28 protein-coding genes and 1 other annotated feature (1 of these 29 cut by a window edge) are annotated in these 24,553 nt (G+C 35.7%); of the genes, 3 read left to right on the top strand and 25 right to left on the bottom strand.

The features are described from left to right. Nucleotides 1-4: 4 nt before the first annotated feature. The 8 genes from LKE46_RS03720 to LKE46_RS17670 all read right to left on the bottom strand — a co-directional run bounded on the left by LKE46_RS03720 (nucleotide 5) and on the right by LKE46_RS17670 (nucleotide 4,976). A complete protein-coding gene (locus tag LKE46_RS03720) occupies nucleotides 5-523 on the bottom strand; it encodes a GNAT family N-acetyltransferase (protein ID WP_291718544.1) in 519 nt (172 codons plus the stop codon). A gap of 44 nt (nucleotides 524-567) precedes the next feature. Continuing rightward, on the bottom strand, nucleotides 568-1,347 hold the full coding sequence (locus LKE46_RS03715) for a PhzF family phenazine biosynthesis protein (RefSeq protein WP_291718542.1): 780 nt from the start codon (nucleotides 1,345-1,347) through the stop codon (nucleotides 568-570). A 78-nt stretch (nucleotides 1,348-1,425) separates the two neighbouring features. Further along, nucleotides 1,426-1,818: an ACT domain-containing protein gene (locus LKE46_RS03710; RefSeq protein WP_291718540.1), complete on the bottom strand. Its 393-nt coding sequence runs from the start codon at nucleotides 1,816-1,818 to the stop codon at nucleotides 1,426-1,428. Between the two features lie 24 nt (nucleotides 1,819-1,842). Continuing rightward, nucleotides 1,843-2,310 carry a pyridoxamine 5'-phosphate oxidase family protein gene (locus LKE46_RS03705; RefSeq protein ID WP_291718538.1) on the bottom strand — a complete coding sequence of 156 codons (468 nt, stop codon included), beginning with the start codon at nucleotides 2,308-2,310 and terminating at the stop codon, nucleotides 1,843-1,845. A 111-nt stretch (nucleotides 2,311-2,421) separates the two neighbouring features. Next, entirely contained in the window at nucleotides 2,422-2,724 is a 303-nt protein-coding gene (locus LKE46_RS03700; RefSeq protein WP_291718536.1) for a GNAT family N-acetyltransferase, read from the bottom strand. A 35-nt stretch (nucleotides 2,725-2,759) separates the two neighbouring features. Next, a complete protein-coding gene (locus LKE46_RS03695) occupies nucleotides 2,760-4,034 on the bottom strand; it encodes a DUF6179 domain-containing protein (RefSeq protein WP_291718534.1) in 1,275 nt (424 codons plus the stop codon). 2 nt (nucleotides 4,035-4,036) lie between these two features. Further along, nucleotides 4,037-4,501 (bottom strand): DUF6323 family protein, encoded by a 465-nt coding sequence (locus LKE46_RS03690; protein WP_291718532.1) that lies wholly within the window; start codon nucleotides 4,499-4,501, stop codon nucleotides 4,037-4,039. Between the two features lie 250 nt (nucleotides 4,502-4,751). After that, nucleotides 4,752-4,976, bottom strand: coding sequence for a CGNR zinc finger domain-containing protein (locus tag LKE46_RS17670; protein WP_363316085.1), 225 nt, complete (start codon nucleotides 4,974-4,976; stop codon nucleotides 4,752-4,754). Between the two features lie 917 nt (nucleotides 4,977-5,893). Between LKE46_RS17670 and LKE46_RS03685 the strand changes: the two genes are divergently transcribed. Beyond that, a complete protein-coding gene (locus LKE46_RS03685; RefSeq protein ID WP_291718530.1) occupies nucleotides 5,894-6,205 on the top strand; it encodes a thiamine-binding protein in 312 nt (103 codons plus the stop codon). Between the two features lie 17 nt (nucleotides 6,206-6,222). On the opposite strand, the gene LKE46_RS03680 is transcribed toward LKE46_RS03685, so the two are convergent. The 14 genes from LKE46_RS03680 to LKE46_RS03615 form a co-directional block, all read right to left on the bottom strand. Then, nucleotides 6,223-6,942 carry an EcsC family protein gene (locus tag LKE46_RS03680; protein WP_291718528.1) on the bottom strand — a complete coding sequence of 240 codons (720 nt, stop codon included), beginning with the start codon at nucleotides 6,940-6,942 and terminating at the stop codon, nucleotides 6,223-6,225. Next, nucleotides 6,939-8,132, bottom strand: a complete 1,194-nt coding sequence (locus tag LKE46_RS03675) for a DUF362 domain-containing protein (RefSeq protein WP_291718526.1) — start codon at nucleotides 8,130-8,132, stop codon at nucleotides 6,939-6,941. The genes LKE46_RS03680 and LKE46_RS03675 overlap by 4 nt, the downstream gene beginning before the upstream one ends. A 79-nt stretch (nucleotides 8,133-8,211) precedes the next feature. Next, nucleotides 8,212-9,087: a DMT family transporter gene (locus LKE46_RS03670; RefSeq protein ID WP_291718524.1), complete on the bottom strand. Its 876-nt coding sequence runs from the start codon at nucleotides 9,085-9,087 to the stop codon at nucleotides 8,212-8,214. 60 nt (nucleotides 9,088-9,147) lie between these two features. Then, nucleotides 9,148-10,227, bottom strand: coding sequence for a polyamine ABC transporter substrate-binding protein (locus LKE46_RS03665; protein WP_291718522.1), 1,080 nt, complete (start codon nucleotides 10,225-10,227; stop codon nucleotides 9,148-9,150). 2 nt (nucleotides 10,228-10,229) lie between these two features. Continuing rightward, nucleotides 10,230-11,870 carry an amidohydrolase gene (locus tag LKE46_RS03660; protein ID WP_291718521.1) on the bottom strand — a complete coding sequence of 547 codons (1,641 nt, stop codon included), beginning with the start codon at nucleotides 11,868-11,870 and terminating at the stop codon, nucleotides 10,230-10,232. Between the two features lie 2 nt (nucleotides 11,871-11,872). Further along, entirely contained in the window at nucleotides 11,873-12,685 is an 813-nt protein-coding gene (locus LKE46_RS03655; protein ID WP_291718519.1) for an ABC transporter permease, read from the bottom strand. Nucleotides 12,686-12,697: 12 nt separating this feature from the next. Beyond that, entirely contained in the window at nucleotides 12,698-13,570 is an 873-nt protein-coding gene (locus LKE46_RS03650; protein WP_291718517.1) for an ABC transporter permease, read from the bottom strand. Nucleotides 13,571-13,584: 14 nt separating this feature from the next. Then, nucleotides 13,585-14,706 (bottom strand): ABC transporter ATP-binding protein, encoded by a 1,122-nt coding sequence (locus LKE46_RS03645; RefSeq protein ID WP_291718515.1) that lies wholly within the window; start codon nucleotides 14,704-14,706, stop codon nucleotides 13,585-13,587. 35 nt (nucleotides 14,707-14,741) lie between these two features. After that, entirely contained in the window at nucleotides 14,742-15,083 is a 342-nt protein-coding gene (locus tag LKE46_RS03640; protein ID WP_291718513.1) for a P-II family nitrogen regulator, read from the bottom strand. Between the two features lie 87 nt (nucleotides 15,084-15,170). Next, nucleotides 15,171-16,307, bottom strand: coding sequence for an NAD(P)/FAD-dependent oxidoreductase (locus tag LKE46_RS03635; protein WP_291718511.1), 1,137 nt, complete (start codon nucleotides 16,305-16,307; stop codon nucleotides 15,171-15,173). After that, a complete protein-coding gene (locus LKE46_RS03630; RefSeq protein ID WP_291718509.1) occupies nucleotides 16,307-16,633 on the bottom strand; it encodes a (2Fe-2S)-binding protein in 327 nt (108 codons plus the stop codon). Before LKE46_RS03630 ends, LKE46_RS03635 begins: the two co-directional genes overlap by 1 nt. Nucleotide 16,634: 1 nt before the next feature. Next, on the bottom strand, nucleotides 16,635-18,212 hold the full coding sequence (locus LKE46_RS03625; protein ID WP_291718508.1) for an FAD-dependent oxidoreductase: 1,578 nt from the start codon (nucleotides 18,210-18,212) through the stop codon (nucleotides 16,635-16,637). A gap of 5 nt (nucleotides 18,213-18,217) precedes the next feature. Next, a complete protein-coding gene (locus LKE46_RS03620; protein WP_291718506.1) occupies nucleotides 18,218-18,544 on the bottom strand; it encodes a (2Fe-2S)-binding protein in 327 nt (108 codons plus the stop codon). Between the two features lie 26 nt (nucleotides 18,545-18,570). Further along, entirely contained in the window at nucleotides 18,571-19,719 is a 1,149-nt protein-coding gene (locus LKE46_RS03615) for a tyramine oxidase subunit B (protein ID WP_291718504.1), read from the bottom strand. 304 nt (nucleotides 19,720-20,023) lie between these two features. Between LKE46_RS03615 and LKE46_RS03610 the strand changes: the two genes are divergently transcribed. After that, nucleotides 20,024-20,896 (top strand): MerR family transcriptional regulator, encoded by an 873-nt coding sequence (locus LKE46_RS03610; protein WP_291718502.1) that lies wholly within the window; start codon nucleotides 20,024-20,026, stop codon nucleotides 20,894-20,896. Nucleotides 20,897-20,927: 31 nt separating this feature from the next. On the opposite strand, the gene LKE46_RS03605 is transcribed toward LKE46_RS03610, so the two are convergent. Together LKE46_RS03605 and LKE46_RS03600 are read right to left on the bottom strand one after the other, a co-directional pair. Further along, nucleotides 20,928-22,076, bottom strand: a complete 1,149-nt coding sequence (locus LKE46_RS03605) for a tyramine oxidase subunit B (protein WP_291718500.1) — start codon at nucleotides 22,074-22,076, stop codon at nucleotides 20,928-20,930. Between the two features lie 22 nt (nucleotides 22,077-22,098). Next, complete coding sequence (locus LKE46_RS03600) at nucleotides 22,099-23,265, bottom strand: iron-containing alcohol dehydrogenase (RefSeq protein ID WP_291718498.1); 1,167 nt, start codon at nucleotides 23,263-23,265, stop codon at nucleotides 22,099-22,101. Between the two features lie 111 nt (nucleotides 23,266-23,376). Between LKE46_RS03600 and LKE46_RS03595 the strand changes: the two genes are divergently transcribed. Continuing rightward, nucleotides 23,377-23,697: an MGMT family protein gene (locus tag LKE46_RS03595; RefSeq protein ID WP_291718496.1), complete on the top strand. Its 321-nt coding sequence runs from the start codon at nucleotides 23,377-23,379 to the stop codon at nucleotides 23,695-23,697. Here the strand turns inward: LKE46_RS03595 and msrA are convergent. Continuing rightward, on the bottom strand, nucleotides 23,692-24,183 hold the full coding sequence (gene msrA, locus LKE46_RS03590; RefSeq protein WP_291718494.1) for a peptide-methionine (S)-S-oxide reductase MsrA: 492 nt from the start codon (nucleotides 24,181-24,183) through the stop codon (nucleotides 23,692-23,694). The genes LKE46_RS03595 and msrA overlap by 6 nt on opposite strands. A gap of 129 nt (nucleotides 24,184-24,312) precedes the next feature. Further along, nucleotides 24,313-24,553: a binding site (T-box leader), on the top strand (it continues 13 nt past the right edge of the window).

Raw genomic sequence — 24,553 nt, 5'->3', positions numbered from 1 at the left:
TCCTTTATTTTTTAAGTTTCTTACCATAATAAAGATGCGAATACAAAGCATTGTCCATCTGTGCAATTTCAGGCAATGCACCCCATTCTGAAAACCCAAATTTTTTCAGGAGGGCAATACTTCCACTATTGCATGACAATAAAATGGCTATCATATTTACGAAACCTTTCTCCACGGCCTTCTGAATAGTATACTCCATCAATCGGCTTCCAATTCCTCTTCTATGGTAGTCAAAGTCGATATAATAACTTATTTCGCAAACATCACATAATGCTTTCCGACCGGGACGATATGGAGAAATATATGAATAACCTACAACTTTCCCTTTCATTTCATAAACAAAAATTGGGAACCTGCCTGTTTGATGTTCGCTGAACCACAGTTGACGTTCTCTCACTGTAAAAGTTCGTATATCGCAGGTACAGCGCTGTGTTAAAATTGCCTGGTTATAGATTTCTGTTAATCGGGCCAAGTCTGTTATTTCAGCTTTGTGGATACCATCGCATGCTTTTATGTTGCTCAATTTCTCTCCTCCTTAAAATATAAATACCATAGGATTTTTTCCTTCTAGATATTTATATTCCCTTCCATGTATATTGCAGCTTTCCCGCTGACTTTGACCCTGCTTTCAGCCATTTCACAATATAGCATTCCACCGCGTTTTGAAATTTGCTGTGCCAGCATTTTTTCTTTTCCCAGTTTCTTCGACCAAAATGGTATCAAGCTGCTGTGTGCGGAACCTGTTACAGGATCTTCATTTACTCCAAGTTTCGGGTAAAAGCATCGTGATATAAAGTCCACATCATTTCCCCTCGCAGTAACAATAACCCCAAGTCCTTCCTTCACTTTTATCATTTTAGAAAAATCCGGTGAAATATTTTTTACCTGCTGCTCATTTTGAAGCAGGACAAATAAATCTCTGGACAAATATATGCCTTCAACTTTTGTCTTCAAAACATCTTCAATTTCTACTCTGGAAATTTCAACTTTTCTGGGTTCCCTTGAATGGAGGTCCATCTCATAAAGATCGTTTATTCTCTTAACTCCAAGAACTCCACTCACAGTATTGAATTTCATTTCATCTATTCCAACATCAACATAATTGGATATAACATACGCCGTTCCAAGGGTTGCATGTCCACATAAATCTATTTCAGCTTTTGGTGTAAACCACCTCAAGTCATAGCTGTTTCCGTTTTTAACTACAAATGCTGTTTCCGACAGATTGTTTTCATATGCAATTTTCTGCATCAACTCTTCATCTATTGCTCTATCAAGTACACATATCCCTGCAGGATTTCCTTTGAAAACACGATCGGTAAACGCATCAACTACATAGTATTTCATTTATAAAATCTCCCTTCAACATCTTTTAATTTTAAAATCAAACTAACCCCTAGTTTATGTTATTGTGTATTACCTTTATCAATATTTCTGTATAATTTCATATCCCGACTTTGAAAGTTCATTCACAGCATTTGATATTTCTGAATCCTTGACAAGAATATAATCTGTATTATATGTAGAAATTGCAAATATACTTATTTTGCTTTGCGACAATATTTCACTAATTGAAGCTAAAATACCTACCAATGAAAAATCAAGTGGTCCTTCAATTTTTAAAATTCTCCAATTTTTTTCACATTTTATATCATCGGGAACATTATTTTGCATACAAACGATAGATAACTCTTCTGAAGTTCTTGTTATTGAACAAAAGTCGTTATTTCTTGTCCATTCAGGGACAGTATCATTTTTATTTAACCTGCAAACACAGAATTTTTTCTCTAATAATTTTATTTTTAATTTTTCCCACATAAATTTTAACCTTCTTTTCTAAATTTAAACAGTAATATCATAATTTTTTCTGTATGCTTTATGATTTCTAATATCTAAAAACTCCCTGAAAGGCTGATTATTTTCATATTTCCAAACAACTATAAACGTAGGTTCAACTTCTATAACTACTTCATTTGTCATATGTGAATATTTATCATAGGAACTTCTATACCTTTCTCTGAATTTATCAATAAATTCTCTGTTTTCACCTAAAAAAGGATGCTGCTTTATGGATGCAACACCTTGAACTTGAACATTATCTACACATAATGCCACATTGGGATTTTCAAGTATCTGCCTATATTTTAAAAATGTTTTATCAGTTTGAAAGTAAATTTTATTTTTAATTATTACACAGCTCATGCTTCCAGCTGTGACTAGATCATTGCAACTCGTTGCAAGAACCATTACTCTCTTGTCATCAAGCAAGTTAAAAATTTCCTTTTCAAGCAAACTAAAATTAATCTCCATCAGCAATTCCCCTTTTCAACTATATCATTTGCATCCAGTCATCTTTTAAAATTTTACCATAGTCAATCATATTTTCATTCTCCATTCAAAATAGTTTCTATTCCAGCAGATTTATTTCCAATTCAATTTTCTGCATTTTTGTTTCACTGCTGCTTGAATTGCATTCTTCAAAAGAGTAGTTCCAATTCCACGATTTTCTCTTAAACTGTCCAGGAATATTATTTCACACTCGCAATTTTCAATTTTATAGGTTACAAGCCCAACAATTATTTCATTGTCATACATAACAAAACCATTCAGCGTTGTCATATCTATTATTTTTCCTCTAACTACCATATCTGTTGAAAACCAGTTATTCCTTATGAATTCATTGATCTTCTGCCTATTTTTATCGCAAATTAGCTTTATATCCATATATTGTCGATAAAATGATGCAGTCTTCTAACTTTTTATGTGTGAATATCCATAATAATTTTTGATATATTCTCTATTCTCTCCTCTTTCTGTACCAGCAAAAAATCCACGTAGTAATTTTTCCATTCATCTTCAAAACTTTCCCTGTAGTTTGTCAAGTACTCAAAGGAAAGCTTAAAATCGTCATCTTCCAGATCATCATAGAATACATTTGCACCAAGCAAGGCAAGATAAATGTCATCAGCATTTCGCATGACAATACTGTATTCATCTCCAAAGAAGCATTCAGAATTCAAAATGTCTATATAATCTTCCAGGGAATGTACATTTTCTTGTATAATGGCAACTTTGTTTTTTACATCCTGAGATTTTGAGATTTCATCTACAACTTTGTTGAATTCATAATTACTCATCCTCGCTCCATCTTGAAAAATAAATTTTTTCTCTACGCTTTCCTGTTCCTCTACAATAACCATACTGGAAAGATTACCACTGCTGCAGGTTTTGGAGAATCTTATCCTAAATGAATTTCCATACTTATTCAGATAATCCACAAGTAATGAATCTTTAATATGATATTTGTCTATAATTTTTTTTAAAACATTATCTGCAGCATTAAGAAGCTTATCTTGATTTTTACTTGAGAGAATCTTTTCTAACATATTAAATTCAACTATGGATACCGCAGTCCTTTTTTCAAAACTTCCGCATAAAGTCAGAAAAAAGCACTGGTCAAAAACCACTTGAAATATATTAACCGGTAATTCAAAAACATCTGCCCTGTACTTTTTCCCATAATTCAAAAGTATTTTTTTAACAAGGCAATCTCCAAAAAGTCTGCAGAAATCTGTTTCAAGTTTCAACTCTTCAAGATACTGTTTTATATAAAAAATGCCTTTTATACTCATATCATCAAAGATCAGAGGATAATCCATGCTGGAAACTGTGTCCTGGGCTGCAAAAACTATATCATAATTCTTGAAAAACTCGGGAAGTGCATTATCTATTGTGTCATTATATATAAGAACGGGAACATTAAGCCTGTTCTCCTTTATATCCTCATAGAGCAATTTACATTCATCTACAGTCTTTTCAATAACTTTAATTCCTCTATTGTAGAGATCAAATTCATCTTGTAAATGTGATGGATATAAAGCTTCAGCATATATCTTTTCTCTCTTTCCTGCTTCAATAGTATAATAAATCGAATTTAACATATGAAAAACAGTATCCTCTTTCAAAGAACTGCACTTTCCTTTCGTATATCTTTTTATCAAATTCTGAAGAATAAATGAAATGGATTCTTTCAATATTAATCTTCCTCCTCTTTCGTGTTGATAAGATCTCTGCCATTTTTAAAATTGCATACTATCTTTTCAACTCCCTTTCCCATTACAAGTTCAATTGATCCTCTATAAATTTCATTATAAAAAAACATTATACTCTCAAGAATTTCACTATCAGACAGAAGATCAGATGTGGAATTTTTTAAATAGTGAAAAACTTCATAAATATCATTTACAGTTTCCACAGCATTTTCTTGATTTACATAGGGTGATTTTCCAACTTCTTTTATAATAGAGTGGATAACATCCATATTGATTTCCATCCTGCCTGTAGATTTTAAAGTTTTGTCTCTTTCTGTAATTATTTCTTTTGCATCTTTTACAGTAAGTACAATACCTTCTTTCTTCAATTGTTTGTTTAATTTTATAATTTCATTTGTCCTGTCGTATCGAGACATGCTTATTGAATTAAAAATTTCCGGCAAATACATTATTTTCCCCCATTAAAATTTTAATTTTGAGTGCTTGACATTTTCTTTCTTTTATGATATAGTTAAAGTATATATAATTTTTATATAAGTGATAATTTTATTATATCATAATTGCGGATAGAATCAATATAATACTATATATTTCATCAGAATTTTAATTAAAGGTATTGTTAATTATGTCAGCTTTTAGCCACTTCCATAGTCCCTCAATTGGGAAATTAAATTTTCTGGTGTATACTCCCAATATAATTTAAGTTTCGTTTGAATTTTTTCCTTTTCCATATTTCCGATTTTCTCGGAACCTTCGAACTTTCATAAGTGTTGCACACGTATTGTCACACCATCTTCGGGTATGATTTCTGCTTTCGTCATAAAAAATCCATCTGCATTCAAGATTTTTACAAAATTTAACTCTTTTTATGTCATATTTAGTTATTAACTCAGCAAAAGAAAAAACAATTTCAAATATAATCAAATCTAAATCAGAACCAATTGGAATTGTTCTTAAAAACAATTTATTTTTATCCTTTTTTAATACTTTACAAAATGAGAAATTTTTAAGATATTCATTTATTTTATTAATATCTTCTAAAATCTATTGTGTTTCTCGAACATATATCATTTGCAGCACTGCTCAAAAAATCTCTAATTTCCAATAATGTATCAATTATTTCTTCATAATTTATATAGTTAAATGATAAATTTCACTTTACGCAAAAATTTTTGAACCAGTTTTTGTCCTTTAAAGGTTCTTTAAAAATTTTATGCGTTTTATACCACTGACTATTAATAAAATCAATACATAAGAATTCCATTTTTGTAACCCCCATTTATAATATTGACCGTTACATAGATGCATGCTATTATTTTATTATAACAATGTAACCACATTATGCAAAATAAACAGTTATACTAGCCGTAATAAAAAGAGGAATAAATGAAAAATTATGTTGGTAATTTTATAAAACAAATCGAATCTTATGGTTTTAAAGCAAGAGTTATTTCCATTAGGCATATGAAAGAAATACAACGGAAGCACTTGAGAGGAATAGATTTATAGTGCATGCGGGAAATTGCATTACACTGCAAAATGAAAGTGAAAAAGATTTTCCTGAATGGTTGAACCCGAAATGGAACAACTCTGTAATAGGATGTATAAGGTGTCAAATTATCTGTCCTGTAAATAGAAAACATATCAATCACATAAAAAATTTGACCGAATTCGATGAACAGGAGACACAAATGATATTATCAAAAACTCCATTAAATAAATTTTCACAAACAACATACAATAAACTAGAGTTAATCAATTTTATAGAATATTATTATTTGCTTTCCCGTAATCTAGGTGTTTTGCTAAATAGACAAAATAAATAAAGGAGGATTTTTAAAATGAATGCAAGCGTAGCAATTCAAGTATTACCAAATGTAGAGGATGAAAATGTTATTCCTATTGTGGACAAGGTTATTTCCTATATTAAATCCAGAGGTGTAAGCATGTTTGTAGGCCCTTTTGAGACAACTATTGAAGGTGACTATGATGAATTGATGGACATAGTAAAAAAATGTCAGCTTATATGCATAGAGCAGGGAGCCCCAAGTGTAATGTCCTATGTTAAAATAAATTACAATCCAAAAGGTGTATGGAGCATCGAAAAAAAGACAAAAAAACATCATATAAAAACAGAGAAAATAAAATACTAGCCCTGTTTATATCAGAGCTAGTATTTAAAAATTCTAAGTCTATAAGCATTCATAGCCGTATCACCGAGTTTATCCATAAGCTTATAGTTGGCATATGCGCCGACCACTGCTCCAATTCCAGGTACCAGCTGCAGCATTTTCGCAATATCGATATAGTCCCTGTATTCCTGTTGAAAGGTTCTCCAGTCAAAACTATCCTTATCCTCAGGAAGTGATTGGGAATACTTCTCCCAATCAGATACAATATTATAAATCGCAATTCTTCTCTTGTCACTTGAGAAAGCTATTTGAAATATATACAATATATACAGACGCTCTTTGTAGTTTTTCATGTTGAAACCATAAATACCTGCCGTATCAAAGAGAAATTTTATCTTCAACCCCAAAAGTATTGGAAAATCGGCCAATCCAAGCAGAATTCCAGCTCCACCTGTCCCGGCACCGCTTAAAGCGGCGGTCTTTTTGTAGAATTTTATCTTTTGCCGAACCAGATCTTCCCTGGTTTTCAGATCCATCCTCTGAAGAGGAGCTTTTGCTCTATATCCGCTGCCATATATGACTGCCTTTACCATGCTTTTTATAGAATCAGTGATTGCATCGTTGACTTTTTCCGGAATTATACCTGTCATTTTATTTTGAATATTTTTTGCAAATTCATTTGCCAGACCAGGTTCCTTTCTAACTTTTTCCTGCCAAGCCAATAATTCCTCAAATGCTTTGTCTTCATATGATATCATAAGCCCACCACTTTATCTAAAATTTTTCTCAATAATGGAGTTTTTATTTCAATTGCCTTTTCAGGACACATTTCCTGACAGCAGTAACACCGAATACATTTGTCATAGTTATATTCCGGAGCTCTTCCATTCGATTTGTTCAAGCTTATGGCTTTTCCCTCAACAGGGCAACTTTTTACACATATGCCGCAGCGGATACATTTTTTCTCAACTACATATGGTCTCTGGCTTATAAGCTTCATAAGCCATTCTATTCTGTGAAAGGCCGATTTTTTTATGTCACCTCTGTAAACGTCAAAATCTTTCCTGCCGTACTCCCGTACGACCTCATCCATTGATTTTTCTCCTTGAGGAGTTAAAATTTCTATACAATCGTCCCTCCAATTGCCGACACTCCATTCTTCACCATTTACATTGGTTGGTACTGAAGCAGGATCAAGATTGATAAGTCTGCAGAAAACACTGTCAAGAGCAACAGGATCACTGGACATTAGAATAACCTTCATCTTTACAGGAGTCCCTGATGAAGGTCCATTTCCCTCCATAGCAACAATTCCATCCATAATATGAAGCCGCGGTTTCAGCATTTTGTTCAGATCGCAGAGCATCTTTGCAAACCGGTCTGCATTTTGATATCTGGCATGACTCAGTCCCTTATTGAAGCCATATACACATCCGAATGTATTCTTCACAGCACCGGTAATACGTTCCAGCGCATGGGTCTTCATTTTGCATATATTTATAATACAGTCGGAATCCAGGACTCCACTGCTTATTGTAAATTCTTTTGCAACCTTTCCCTCTGTAAAATCAACCTTTTTCCCCTGGGTGAAATCAGCTTCTTCAATTCCAAATTTTTCTGCCACTTTTGAAATTCCGGCATAATTGGATATTTTTATAGGATTGCCATTTCCAGGTGAATCGCCATAATATATTCTATTGTACCCTTCTTCCCTTAAAATTTCTGCTATGGCATTAAATACAGCAGGATGAGTGGTTATAGCCTGTTCCGGCAGTGCTTTTTTCAAAAGATTGGGTTTTAAAAGAATTTTCTCATCCTTTTCTATAAACTTTTCTATTCCTCCCAGAAGGTCCAGTCCGGTTTTAACGGCACTGTATACTTTGTGTTCATCATATTCCGCACATTCAAGCAATACTACCTTGCTTTTTTTAGAATTGCAACTTTCCATTTTATCACTCCATACTAAATCCTTTTTAGTGTAATAATTATATCATTTTTATTGAATTAGTCCAAATAAAAAAAACGAGTTATATTATTTCACTTTTTTTAATATTCGATTGATCTGGAATCAAAATTGAAATTAAAACCATGATACAACCAATAAACATCTTAAAAGAAACATTTTCTCCTAATATAAAATAAGAAAAAATACATGCTGTTATACTTTCCAATGACATAACCAACCCTGATATTGTAGGTGAAATAATTTTTTGCCCCTTCAATTGAAATAAAAAGCCTATTCCAAGTTCAAATACTCCACAGTAAAAAGTTCCTAATACAGCTTTTCCAGCTATGCTTTTTGGAAAAGGCTCCAGTAAAAAAGCAGCCATAACTGAAAAAACACCACATGTTATAATCTGGATCGTATGGATTCCTTCTGATGACACTTTTTGTGGGATGTCATCAATTTTTATAATATAAAATGCATAAATGACTCCACAAACCAGACACAATATATCACCTGAACCAATGCCCAATCCTTCGTCCAAAGTAATGAACCCAATTCCCGACATACAGATAACTGCAGCAACTATATCCTTCAATCTTAATTTTTTTCCCTTCCAAAGAAACTCTGTAAATGGAATCAGTATTACATATATATTTGTAATAAATGCACTTTTCCCTGCGGTTGTCCTGTTAATTCCTTCACTTTGAAAAAACATCGCACAAAATAGGATACTCCCTAGTATTGCTCCATCTTTTATATTTCTTTTTGAAAGTCCCCTTAAACTTTTACAACAAAACAAAACCATAAAAATTGAGGCAAATATGAACCTTGCTGCCAGATTCCACATTGGTGTCAACGATTTTAGAGAATCTTTTACGACTGCAAAGGAACTTCCCCATATCAAACTGCAAATCAGTAAATATCCAATTCCCCTAGCTTTCATGTTTTCATCCATATTATTTCCCTTCTAAAAAATCGGGACTATTACAAATGTAACAGTCCCGATTTTTTAATTTTATCTTGAAGATTTTACCTTTGTCATAACATCTACCATTGCAGAAGTAGACTCCGGATTAAAATCATTAATATAAAACAACTGCTTTTTCATTTTATCCGTTAATACACAGGCTGTATTTTTCGCAAGACTATCTGGCAAATGTGAAACTGCTGCTTTATTCATACACACATATTTATAAGCTTCTGTAAGTTTTGCCGATACATCCGGTCTCAAACAGTAATTAATAAATAATTCTGCTTCCTTTTTATGCTTGCTTCCCTTAAGCAGTACAAAATTATCAACAGAGAATGATTTTTTTTCATCATCCATTACAATTTGAAGATCTTTGTTCTCTTCCATGGCCTGAAGTGCATCTCCACTGTATACATTGGCCAGGGCAATTTCGCCTCTTGCAAGCATGGTTCTGGCATCACTTACATCTGAAATTGATTTAATGTAATCCTTCATATCAATCCAATAATCCGCTGTGGATTTAATTGTATTCAAGTCATTTGTCAGTGGATCCTTACCCATTCCAGTCAATGCGATACATACATCATCCTGCGGATCATCTGTCAAAACAATATTGTTCTTCAATGCATTATTTTTCAGGTCACTCATCTTTTTTATGGTTATACCTGATTTATCCAGCATTTTTTTATTCCCAACCCACAGACTTACAGTTCCCATATATGGCACTGTATACTGATTGCCAGGATCATACTGTAAATTTTTATAACTAGGATCTATATTTTTCAGATTCGTAATTGCATTTTTGTCATAAGGCTCCAAAAGTCCTTTTTCCTTCATCGATCTTATATAGTAATTGGTCGGAACGGCAATATCATATTCTCCCTTTTTCCCTGCAGTCAATTTGGCCATCATCTCATCATTTGATTCATATGTTGACTGTACAACCTGAATTCCATATTCCTTTTCAAAGCCGTCAAGTACATCCTGTGTCATATATTCAGACCAATTATACAGATAAATTTTGTCCGCATATCCGTTTTTTTTGGCTTCGGAATTTTTACATCCTGAAAAAACTCCCATAATCATGATACAACACATTAAAACAACAAGAATTTTCTTTTTCACAATTATTCCCCCTTATTGAATACTAATTTTCCATTTATATATGTTTGACATATTTTTGTCTTATAAAGCTCAGGAGCATCAATAGACAGCACGTCTTTATCCAGAACAACAAAATCGGCATCTTTTCCAGCTGAAATTGTCCCCTTTCTAGTCTCAAGGTTGCTTTCATAAGCTCCATTTACTGTGAGCACCATAAGTGCTTCTTCTACAGAAATTCTCTCGTCAGGATTAAGTGCTTCCATTCCTTTACTGCCAGGTTCCACACGATTTACCATGAGATGAAGACTTGTCATCGTATCTGCGGGAACAGTAACCGGCCAGTCACTTGCCTGGCTCGTAACAACACCTTTCTTTATGAAAGAAGCTGCAGGATATTCCCTGTCTGCACGTTCTTGTCCAAGAAATGGAACCTCCAGACTTCCATAATAGATCGGATTTTTAAAATGCCAGTATGGATTTATTACTGCTACCGTGTTCAGCTGTTTCATGCGATCTATTTGTTCTTTTTTAACTACCTGTAAATGTGTAACTGCATTTCTCCTGTCAGAAATTCCAGTTTTATTTTGGGCATATTCATATGCATTTAAAATATAATCAAGTGCTGCATCTCCTATTGCATGTGTATGGACTACATATCCTTCTTTCATGGCCCTCGTTACCAGTTCATTAAGTTGATACTGAGTAAACAGGCTTCTTCCGAAATCTCCCGGTGCATCACTGTATTCTTCCTTTAAGAATGCAGTATGGGCTTCAACCACGCCATCTACAAATATTTTCAATGTTGTAAGACGTACTTTGTCATAGTCAATTTTACTTTTAAGAATCTTTGCTTTTTCAAATACTTCTTCATAATCATCATCCGGCTCCAATGCATATGCTCCTGTAAAGGTAATTTTCAATTTCCCTTCCCTGGCAAGTTCTGCATAAGCTTCATATCTTAAATCATAATCCTTTCTCTTGTCAATCATCGGTTCAAATACGTTGGTTACTCCTGTTGAAAGAGCCATATCCTGATATGCCAAAATACCCTTTTTATAATTGTCTTTAGTATAAGCCGGCATAATATCCTGTATCAGATTGCCTGCCATCTCTTTCAGCCATCCCGTAGGCTTTTCAGTATATGGATATCTCACTATTATTCCACCATCAACCTCGGGAGTTTCTTCATCTATTCCAGCCATATCCATAACTTTGGAATTGATCCAAAAGGAATGCTCGTCTTCACTTACCATTACTATTGGAATTTCATCTGAAATTTTATCAAGCATGGCCGCTGTAGGTCCAATCTCGTCAAAAGCCCCGTTCTGGTATCCCTGTCCAAAAATTATATCGATGTTTCTATTGTTTTGATAAAATCGGCCTATTTTTTCCAGATACTCTTCAGCAGTTTCTACTTCATGAAGGTTTACTCCAAATACAATATCGGCAGTGCTTGTAACATGTGCGTGACCGTCAGTCATTCCTGGTATGACAATTCCTTCCCTGCTGTCAACAACTTTGGTATCATGTCCAAAATATCTTGAAACTTCATTTTGCTTTCCGACAAATATTATTTTACCGTCCTTTACTGCAAATGCCTCTGCAAATGGCAGAAACTTGTCTGCCGTAAATATTTTCCCTCTCACAATAAGATCTGCTTCCATAATCAGGCCTCCCTTTTTCTGAGAAATACTTTTTTCACCAACAGGTACATTAAATATGAAAATACAATTACGAATACAACAAGTGAAGATAATGCATACACGTCAGTAGATATTTTCCCTCTTACCATGCCATATACCTTGATTGGAAATGTAATTTGTCCGGCTCCACAGACAAAATAACTTATAATAACATCATCAACAGATAATGTTATTGACAAAAATGCACCTGAAACAATACCTGGAACCAGCATAGGAAGAGTAACTCTTTTCAATGTACGCCACTGATTTGCCCCCAAATCCATTGCCGCCTCTTCAATTGACCTGTCAAAATCGGCAATACGGGCTCTCAATGTAATAATTACAAATGGCACACAAAATGTAACGTGTGCAAAAACCAGAGTAGCAAACCCCATGCTGAAACCCATCAGTGTAAATGCTGCCAGAGAAGCTATACCTATTATCAGTTCCGGAATTACAATTGGTATGTAGAGAAGATTATTGATGAATTTTTTCAACCTGAAATCATATCGATACATGCATATTGTCGCAAGTGTACCTAAAACAACTGAAATGACTGTACTCACAACTGCCAGTTCTATTGTTAAAATCATATAGTCTATCAACTGATCTCCCTGAAACAAATGCCTGTACCATTCCAACGTAAATCCTTTAAATACAATATTGCTGTCATTTACATTAAATGAATAAATTACTACCATTATAATTGGAAGGTATAAAAACAAGTATACTAAAAACATAATAGTATAGGAGAAAAATCCTAATTTTTTCTTTTCTTTGCGTCTAACATTTTTCATTATTTTCCCCCCTTATGCCAGTTCATCCATGTTTCCAACTTTGGAATACAGCTTTATAATCACCAGAGTAAACACAATCAACAACACTGAAAATGCTGCACCAAAACACCAGTTACGTGCTACCATAAATTGATTTTGAACCAAATTTCCAAGATAGGTTGAATTTCCTCCACCCATGACATCCGCTACATAAAATGCTCCCAGACTTGGAATAAACACCTGGATTGTACCTGCAAAAATACCCGGCAGCGTCAAAGGAAAGACAACTCTAAGGAATGTATGCACCTTTTTTGCCCCAAGGTCATTGGCAGCTTCTATCAAAGTAGGGTCTATTTTTGAAATGGATGTTTGAAGCGGCAAAATCATAAATGGGAAAAATTCATATACCATGCCGAATAATACGGAGTTATCCGTATACAGCATTTTAACCGGAGAAGAAATTATCCCGGATTTCATCAACAAGGTATTTATTATCCCGGAATCCCTTAATATATTTGACCAGCCATTTAACCTTATTAAACCATTTACCCAAAAGGGAAGCATGATGAGCAGCAGCAAAAATGCCCTCTTTTTAGGTTCCACCTTGCTTACTAAAAATGCAAAAGGATAAGAAATGACAAGACATATCCAGCTGCTGTTAAATGCCAGAACTATGGACTTCCATACTACTTTCATATACAACGGATTAAATATCTGCTTGTAGCTGTCCAGGGAAAACTTCCATTCCACGCCTCCATATTGTCCCCGCGTTGCAAAGCTTATTGCAAGCACATAGACGAGAGGCAGCAAGAGAAATAAAAAAAGCCATATTCCTATAGGTCCAACCATGGATAAAACTGTCAATCTATTATTACTTTCTCTATTCTCCTTTTTTTGTAAAACCATGAGTCTTCCCTCCTTTACTTGAATACTGCATCGTTGATTATATTATAAAGTGAGTCATCTTTAGTATGCATTACAACTGCTTTTTCCAAATCCCAATAGACATTTACAAGAGTACCGTTGGAATCAGGTTTCATATCAGGGTGGTTGTTTACTTTTATACACTTTCCACTTGGCAACTGAACTACTGTCTTTATATTGGAACCTGTATATATATGTTCTTTTACAACACCGCTTAAGCAAAATCCTTCTATTGGTTCTTTTGACAATTTGGTGTGTTCAAGACGGACTGATATACAGACTATTTCATTCTCTTTAAATTTATCTCCAGCAGCTGACACAGTTCCATCTTCTGCAACAAGTTGAAGGTTTTTTCCGATTTTCTTTGAAACTGTTGCTTCAAATATATTTGATTCTCCAATAAAATCAGCTACAAACATGGTTTTCGGTTGTTCATAAATTTCCTTCGGAGTTCCAAGCTGTTCAAGTGTCCCCCTGTTCATGACTGCAATACGATCGCTCATGGTTAGTGCTTCCTCCTGGTCATGTGTGACATACACAAAAGTAACTCCCAATTGCTGCTGAAGGTGCTTTAACTCCAGCTGCATCTGCTTTCTCAGTTTTAAATCAAGTGCTGCCAAGGGCTCATCCAGAAGAAGAACCTTCGGATTGTTTACAAGCGCTCTGGCTATGGCAACACGTTGTTTTTGTCCACCTGACATTTCACCTGGCTTCCTCTTTTCAAAATTGCTCAGCTGAACAAGTTCCAGAATTTCTTCAACCTTCTTCTTGATTTCACTTTTTTTCATCTTTTTTTCCACAAGTCCAAATGCTATATTGTCGAAAACATTCATATGTGGAAACAGCGCATAACTCTGAAATACCGTATTTACATCCCTATTGTATGGCTGCAGATCAGTTGCATCTTTATCTGCAATTATGACGTTTCCCTCTGTGGGCCTTTCAAAGCCCGCTATAATGCGGAGGGTCGTAGTCTTTCCACAACCTGAAGATCCAAGCAGGGTTAAAAATTCTCCTTTATAGATATCCAGATTTATTTTTTTCAAAACCTGATTGTCTCCGAAATATTTACTCACATTTTTTACTTGTACAATAGGAACAGCATTTTCATAATCCATAGCAACCACCCCTTATATTATTAGACTCAACAATTTTATAAAATATCCTTGCCCCGCTCACCTGTACGTATTCTCATTACATCCTCCACATCCGATATAAATACTTTTCCATCTCCTACATTGCCTGTTGACAGACTTTCCACCATTTGAGACAATATGCTCTCCAAATCCTCGTCCCATACAATTGTCATAACATATAACTTTGGTATCAAATTAATACTCAAGCCCAATTTTTCAAACTCCGGGTTTTTAAATCCTTTTTGATGTCCACATCCCATGGCGGACATTACTGTAAGTCCGCTGTATTCATTCCTGGATAGAATTTTTTTCAGATCATCTAATTTTTCCGGTCTTATAATCACTTCAATTTTTTTCACAATACTTACCTCCCCAATAACCACCTTTATTTTTATAAAAATGATTATAAACTATCGTATAATACTATTGTCAATACAATATTTTATCTATCTCAAACTTTTAAACCTGTCATATCTCAACGCTGTAATATCAACTGCAGTCCTTTCTCCTTCCACCATTTGTGCCAGCATATATCCAACTGCAGGAGCTGTTCCAAATCCATGCCCTGTAAATGCACATGCAAGTATCAATCCAGGTACTTCATCAATATAACTGATAACTGGTACCCCGTCAATACTTAAGTCCAACCATCCTCCCCAGCTTCTTACGATCCTGGCATCTTTTAAAAAAGGTATATATCCCATTATGGCACGGCAGCCGGCAGACATGGTAAGAGAAGATGTCCTCAAGTCATACAATTTCATGTCATTTGCCTCCTCAAGCCCGGACTCTGACCCGAATACAAAAGATCCGTGCTTGCACTGGTGTCCGTAAAAATCTGCATCAGCCGTTCCAAGCATCATATCAAACATGGGAACCTGCATTTCAGTTACAAGTGCCTCTTCAAAATATTTTGTCATTGGTATGTCAATTCCAACTGTCCTTGCTATTTGGCGGCTTCCATATCCCGCAGCCAGAATAATATTTTCCCCTTCAAAAATCATGCCGTCCTCCAATATTATCTGACGTGCCCTTCCATGAAATTTCTTGATTGCTGTAACTTTAGCCTCTGTATAAAATTCAACGCCCAATTCAACCGCCCTCTTGTAATATGCAAGAGTTGCCAGCATTGGATTTGCATGACCGTCTGTAGGACACCAGCTTGCACCAATAATCTCATCAGATAAATACGGACATAATTCTTTTACTTCTTTTCCATCAATCATCCTCACATCAAGTCCCAGTTTCTGTGCTCCATCTGCAAGATTTTGCAATTTTGCCATATGTGCCTCCGTTTTGCCAAGCCTCAAATTGCCCGATTGAAAATACTCTACGTCCATCCCAAGTTCTTCCGACAAATTCGGCCAAAACTTTTCAACACTGTATATTGCATAGGGCAGTTCACGTTCATCCCTGCCTGACTGCCTGACTCCACCTCCATTTCTGCTTGAACCTCCATGGCCTATACTCTCCGACTCTTCAAGTACAATTACATTTTTGATGCCCCTTTTAGCAAGGTAATATGCTGCTGAATTTCCAACAATACCGCCGCCAATTATGACAACATCAGCATTTTTCTTCATCACAGATTGCCTCCGTCATTTCCTAATATTTTCATCTCCATTGGCCTCATGGGAGCCCGCGAAACAGCTGCTTCAACTTCAAGTGAAGACATTTTTAATTCTTTTGCCATTATGGATTTTACCAATCTTTCACAAGTCTGTCCCTGACATAATCCCATACCTGTCCTTAAATAGCGCCTCATCTCTTCGATTGTAAAAATCCCCTGATGAATTGCCCTTCTTATTTCACCTCTTGTAACTTCTTCACATCTGCAAATCACAATATCATCATCCACTTCTGGAATATATTTTCCGATTCTCTTCAAATTTTCACTTACATCAAACATTTTAAGGCCTCCTATTTTGGTAGAATCTTGCTTTCATTGCCATATTCCTGGGTACTTTTATTGTAAGAAGATTTGTATGATCAAACAGTTTTGCAGCTTTCACTCCAATTACTTCCGCCTCACATATTACTTTCCCGCTTCTATCCAGTGCTTTTCCCTTTTCACCCTTTTCAGGCAGTGGTAAAAACTCATATGGAATCATCACACTTGCATATTCTTCTTCAAAATCTTCATTTACTAGAAAAATGGCCTGTCCAGGACATGACGCCACGCACATGCCGCAGCCAATACATGTCTTGTCCAAATCAACAATCGGCAGGGATGTTATATTTTCGCCAATTGTTATACATCCCTTGGGACATACATCCTGACACGGATTACAGGGAATATTCTGCGTACATTCCATTACAGGATGTATCCCCGATTTTTTAACTACCCCTGGATAGCGAAAAATTTCATTATCCAGCATGTAGCCTTTATTCATAAGATTCATGGATATATCAATATTCTCATCTGTCTTTTTCAATAACTTTCCACGGTTTTCCGGGGCAAACATGCCTTTTCTCAAATTTGCCAGGTCCCTATTTAACTTTGTACAATATTTTTGCCTTTTCTCCTCACTTAAATATCCCAAAGTATATGCAATATCTATTCCCGATATACGTCCCTCAATCATGGCTGAGCTCGCTTCTTCAATTGACGAAACATCCCCGGCAACGAAGATGCCACAAATGGAGGTTTCACCATACTCATTGCAGACAGGAATATATCCGCCTTTGGTATTCTTCATCCGGCATCCGGCCTGTTTCAACAGCTGTGACATAGGTGAAAGACCTACTGCAATACAAATGGTATCAACATCAAAATGTTTCTCCGTTCCAGGTTTTATTTTCCAGTTGTCATCCACTTCTCCGATTTCAGCACCTGTCACACATTCTTTGCCTTCCGCCCGTATAATGGTATGTGAAAGATAAAATGGCACTCCGCATCTTGCCACCTTTGCAGCATGTACCCCGTATCCACCTATTCTGAGCGATGCATCTACCATTGCCGTAACTTCACAGCCTGCCTGCATCAATTGATAACTTACAACCAGTCCCACATTGCCCGTTCCAACCATAAGAACTTTGTTTCCCGGTCTTATATGATGTAAATTCATCATTGTCTGTGCAGCTCCTGCCCCTATTACTCCGGGCAGAGTCCACCCTCTGAAGCTCAATGCATTTTCACTTGCGCCTGTTGCAATTAAAACAGCGTCACCTTTATAATGAAATACTTCATCATCCACCCTCACTGTAATTTCTTTTTCCGGATACAAGCCAATTACTACAGCATTTAATTTTACCTCGACTCCATATTCTTCCGCTTCTTTCAGCAATTCTTCTCCTATTTTAAATCCACGAACCTTTGCCATGTTTTCCTTCGAGCCAAAAAACTTATGGATCTGTTTAAAAAGCTGTCCTCCTGGTTTTGCATTTTCATCAAAAACAATTGTATTCATACCTGCCTTTGAAGCCTCTATAGCTGCGGACAAGCCTGCCGGGCCTGCTCCAACAACGATTAAATCATATCTCTGCATATCAATCACTCCTCAAATGAACTTTTGTTTGCTTCTACACCGTACTGCGTCTGTACGACCATTCCCTCGACAAGAGGAGTAACACATGTGCGAACATTTGGTTTTCCATCTACAATCATTATGCAATCGGTACACCTGCCAATGGCACAAAAAATTCCTCTCGGCTCATGCCTCTTTTTGGTGTATCTGTGTACCATGATTCCCGCAGCCTTCAATGCAGCTGCAATAGGTTCCCCTTCATATCCCTCCAGTTTTTTTTCATCGAAAGTAAATGAGATCTTTTTTTTCTCTGTATATTCTCCAAGAATCGGATGCTTGTCTATTCTCAACATATAATTATCTCCTTCTTTATAATCATCTAAATCATAGTTGACCTGTCCCAAAGATTAAGTTTTGTACCCAGACCTTTCTTAAGTGCATTCTGATAGCACTCATATCCCCAGGCTACATCTTCTATGGGAAGTCCTTCAATTGCCACAAGTATAATTTCATCATCGGATGTTCTTCCTGAAGCTTTTCCCGTAACAATATCACCTAAATTAATAATACTTTCTCTCTTTATCAGTCCATCCTTAACCATGTTTACAAAGTCCTCACCCATACATCCCGTGGGTTTTCTATTTGAATTTTCATCTAACACCACAGGATCTTCATTGGAATAATCTTCATACATACCATAGTCATCCACTACTTTCTTGATATCTACAATACTTTCATGGTCCATGTTGAAAGTACTGGCTGAAATAATTACAGCCCCCGCCTTGAACCATTCCCTCTCATATTTGGGCCACTGTCCTTCCCTCACAGAGGCAGCTTCGCTGACTATATCCGCATCCCTGATCGCCTCTGCCAGAGTACTGCAAATTTTGATATCTTCCACGTTGGGATACCTCTTTTTAATAAATTCCTTCATCTTCCTGGCCGTTTTTGATTCAGGCGAACTTCCCTTTATTTTTACAGACTCAATATTCGGAAAACATGAAATAATAGCCATCGTACAGGCCCTATTAATGGCACCAGGGCCAACAATAGACAATACTCTGGAATCTTTTCGCGCCAGAAGCTTGGCTGCAAGTCCCGGCATAGCACCTGTTCTCATCGCACTCAATAGATTTGCAGACATATATGCTATTGGAACCCCCGTTTCTACATCATTTAAGGAAACCATAAGTATAGATCTCGGCAGACCTCGCCTAGTATTTCTTCCGTTAGAACCGTACCATTTCTGTCCTGCTACATGAAATCTCCCACCCAGGTAAGCAGGCATGGCAATAAATCGTCTGTCTTTAGAATCATTTAACGGAAAATTCGGAATATACGACTTCTTTGGAAACTCAAGCATGATTCCGTGAGCATTATGGTTGGGTCCCCCCATTATATAATCCCCGTTGCTGAGCAGTGCCATTGTCTCGCCCATTACTTGTATACATCTTGAAGCATCCAATACACCAGCCTTTATCATATCCTGTTCATTCAAATATAAAAAATCAATTTTATCACTTTCCATAAATATCTCCTCCGGTTTTTATGCACTTCTGTATTTCCTTATATGCCTACATTATATTGTCTAGTATGATACCAGTGTCAATAATATTAAATATCATATTTCAAGATAAAACTTGTTGACAAAATAATATATTATGATATATTATTTATTAAATTATTAATTATAAACAATATGAGGTGATAAATAGTTAATTTTTTCTTGTAGTATTTATAAATTTAAAATATATTTGACAATATATATAGTAAAATTATTTTCCAGAATCCATAGTATAATACCACTTTATTGCGAAAGGAAGGATTGTTTTATGATTGATGAAAATTGTTATAAAATTGGAGAAATATCAAAGTTGTTCAACATAGGATTAGATTCTCTGCGTTATTATGAGAAAGTAGGAATCTTGTCTCCCAAAAGAGATCCTATAAACAATTATCGCATTTATACTCTCGATGACATTCGTGAAATTGCTATAATTCGTGAACTCATGGAACTGCGTTTTCCCTCAAAGCAAATAAAGGAACTGGGCAAGAACAGGAATTTAAACACATCCATGGAATTGTTGGAGCATGAAATAAATGTCGTGAATGAATCCATTGTAAACCTGTATCAGATAAAGGAAAGCTTGAATGCCAGACTTTCTTCAATTAAAGCAATTCTGGAAAATTCCATTGAATTCTACCGGATCAAGATTTTAAGTTTTCCGGAAAGATCCTGTATCATGATCAGTGAAACGAATCTTCCAGATCGCATGGTTACATACGCAGCCACGGAATACATGCATAAAACAAAACAGAAATTTCCCATGATAGGTTCCTGTGACTGTTACACCCTTGATTTAGAAAACAGCAATCCAAATTCTGATTACTATAAAACAGAAAATGTATTTTTCTATTCCAAAAATGCCAATTATGCAGGAAATTATTTTCTTTCCGCCGGGAAATATCTGTCTTTATTTTACAGAGGTGACTTGAAACAGACTAAAAAATATGTCCCTAAAATGCTCGATTTTGCAAGAGAACATAACCTTGAAGTTATTTCACATCCTATTGAAATAGGCCATATAGACTGCTATGAAACTTTGGACGAAGAGGAATTTATAACCGAAATACAGATACCCGTAAATCCCGTCAAAAAACGTATAAGACTGAATACAAACTTTAAAAATTCAACTGTCTCATAAAAACAGGAGACAGTTGAATTTTAATACATGTCTAAAATAAATGGGGCTCGTTCCACAGATTCAGTTTTGTTCCTTTTCCAAGCAGCAATGCCTTTCTATAACATTCATATCCCCATGCAATATCTAAAATCGGCATACCTCCGGAGCTTATCAAAAACATCTCCTCTTCAGATATCCTTCCTGGAGTAATCCCTCTGACAATATCGCCCAATGATTTTATGTCATTTACGGTTATCTTTCCGTCCTGTATCATGTCGACAAAAAACATTCCCGGCGTACCGGTGGATATCCTTTTCCCAGTTTTCTCATCATGATGTTCATAGGTCGTAATATAGTTCTCATACATATGGATATTGTCAACTACTTTGGTTATTCTATTACAAATAAAATCCCTGTCTATTTCCATTGTTCCTGAGGAAATAAGTATACATCCCGGCTTTAGCCAGTTACCATCAAATACAGGCCATTCATCTTGTTTTGCAGATACAGCTTCACTAATAATATCAGCATCTTCCACTGCTTCCTGCAAAGTCCCGCAGATTTCTACATTCTTTACCCATGGATAATTTTCACGAATAAACTGCATTAGATTCCTGGCTGTTTTTGATGTCCTGGAACTCCCTTTTATCTTGATATTTTCAATATGTCCAAAATATGGCAGAATACTTGCAATGCAAGCCTTGTTTATTACTCCTGCACCAACCAGTGCAATAACCCTGGAGTCCTTTCTTGCCAGATGTTTTGCTATAACTCCCGACATGGCACCTGTCCTCATTGCACTCAGGAGATTGGCAGACATGATTGCCAGCGGTTTGCCTGTTTCTACATCATTCAATATCATCATCAAAATAGAACGCGGCAATCCTTTTTCACTATTTCTTCCATTGGAACCATACCACTTTTCTCCTGCAAGGTGAAATCTTCCCCCAAGATAGGCCGGCATTGCCATAAAGCGCCTGTCCCTTGTATCTGCAACCGGGAACTCCTCTATTTCTGATTTTTTAGGAAATATTACTTCAATACCATGTTCATTGTTATCTCTGCCCCCCATCAAATAATCACCCTTACTCAACAGGACATTTGCTTCCTCCATAACTTCTACGCAGCGTTCGGCTTCCAACACACCGGCATCTATCATATCTTCTTCATTCAAATATAGAAATTCAATATTTTTTCCCATTATCTACACCATCCATTCACAGTTAAAAACACAATTCGTAAATTTTTATAATATCACTTTTATACAGAGGTACAACACATTCTTCAGTTCCCGATTCGCTGGCCTTTTCAGCCATTATTTCAAATTTGTCCTTTGTATTGATACCAAGATCTCTCAATCTGCACTTCAATCCCATGTCTTCAAATAGTTTTCTGGTTTTTTCTATGGCTCTCTCCGCAATTTGCATATTGGTCAGTTCTGAATTTATCCCGAATACATTTTTACCATAATTTGAAAATATCGTTGCCGTTTTTTCATTCAGTATATATTTCATTAAAGCTGGAATAACTACTGCAAGTCCATGTCCATGCGTAACATCGTAATATGCACTTAACTGGTGTTCCATGGCATGTGCCGGCCAGGGTCCCATTTTACCACATGCTATAAATCCATTGATAGCCCAGCTTGCCGTCCACATTAAATTGGCTCTTGCATCGTAGTCATCAGGTTTTTTACATGCTATAGGTCCGTAGTGCACACAGGTTTTCAGCATTCCTTCAATTACGCGTTCCTGAAAATATGTACCTTCCACACCATTAAAATAGACTTCAAATAGATGGGAGATAATATCAACAGTTCCACAGGCAGTCTGATATGCCGGCACTGAAAAAGTATTTTCCGGATCTAAAATAGAATACCTGGGATATAACAAATAATTTTCAATTTCCATCTTGTCATTGGTCTCTTCATTGGAAATTACAGAAAAACAGTCCATTTCAGATCCAGTAGCTGCCAAAGTCAATACAGTAATAATTGGAAGGGCCTCTTTTACAAGGCTATTATCCAGTACCAGATCCCATACTTTTCCGCTATAATAGTATCCTGCTGCTACTGCTTTTCCACAATCTATGCTGCTGCCACCGCCAACAGGTAAAATTACATCAATACCATTCTCCCTGCAGATCTTGATTCCTTTTTCTACCGTATTTACACGTGGATTAGGTTCTACACCTGATAAATCATAGTGAGCAATGCCGTTATTATCCAAAAGTCCAATAATACGGTCGTACAGTCCTGTTCTCTTTATGCTTCCTCCTCCATATACCAATAAAACTTTACTGCCGAATTCATTAATAAATTCCGGGAGTTTATCTATCATTCCCTTTCCAAATGCTACTTTGGTCGGAATAGAATATATGAAATTTTGCAAAATATCACCTTCCTAAAAAAGTAATTCTTCATTATAATAATTACTATATACTTTGGTATAATACCAGTGTCAAGCGGACTTCATAAATTATAAGAAATGGAGCTGATTTATTTGCCAAAAAAATTTTTTTCACGCGTTTACGAAATAGTTTCAAAAATACCTGAAGGAAAAGTTGCCACCTATGGTCAGATAGCAATGATGCTTGGGGAACCAAGAAATGCAAGAATGGTTGGCTGGGCTATGTCAAAAGCTCCTGAAAATCTTCATCTTCCCTGCCACAGGGTCGTAAAAAAGTCCGGTGAACTGTCACCGGACCATGTTTTTGGGAACTCTGATATTCAAAGATATATCTTGAAATCAGAAGGTATTATATTTAAAAGTGATGGTAAAATAGATATGAAAAAATGTTTATGGGACGGTACTTTTCTATAGGCGTCTGTTTATCAGCTCTTTTGGTATATGGCAGTAGCCTCCTGGATTTTTCTCAAGATATTTCTGATGATATTCCTCGGCATCATAAAAATTTTCAAGTGGAAGAACTTCCGTTACAATTTTCTTACTATAATTTTTCTGCTGGGTTTTTATGAATTTTTCTATAATATTGACATCACTTTTATCTATATAATAAATTCCAGTCCTATATTGATTTCCTATGTCGTTTCCCTGCCTGTCTAAAAGCGTTGGATCTATTATCCTCCAGTATACCTCAAGCAGTTTTTCAAGTTCTATAATTCTGGAATCATATTCCAAAAAGCAGGCTTCAACAAATCCCGTATTCCCGCTGCAAACTTCTTCATAGCCGGGTTTTTTCCCATTTCCATTTGCATAACCTACCTTTGTATTTAAAACTCCTTTTTTACTGTCAAAGTATGCCTGGACTCCCCAGAAACATCCTCCTGCAAATACAATACTCTTCATGGTTCACTCTCCTTACTACCTATATTATTACTATAGTATCCATTTTATCAAAATAAAATATAATTCCAATACTAATAGAAAACTATGATATAAAAATATTGTAATTCCAATATCATATGATATAATATAGTAAATACATTGATGTGAAAGAGTAATTACATACTTGAAACAAAGAGAGAGAACGCAGGTGAAAACTTCTCATGATTGATGTAATGAAGGTAGTCACGGAGTTTTAAACCGAAAGCCTTATAGGTAAGTAGACTTTAACAGAATCCCACTGTTAAAAGGGAGATAGTATCGGCACATATATGCCCGTACTATACAAAGAGTGTACATTTGTACAAAATTAGGTGGTACCACGGATTCTACC

Source organism: Clostridium sp. (assembly GCF_022482905.1).
Taxonomy (GTDB): Bacteria; Bacillota; Clostridia; order Clostridiales; family Clostridiaceae; genus Clostridium_B.
The sequence above is the reverse complement of the archived record's forward strand: the minus strand, read 5'-3'. Positions and strand labels throughout refer to the sequence as shown.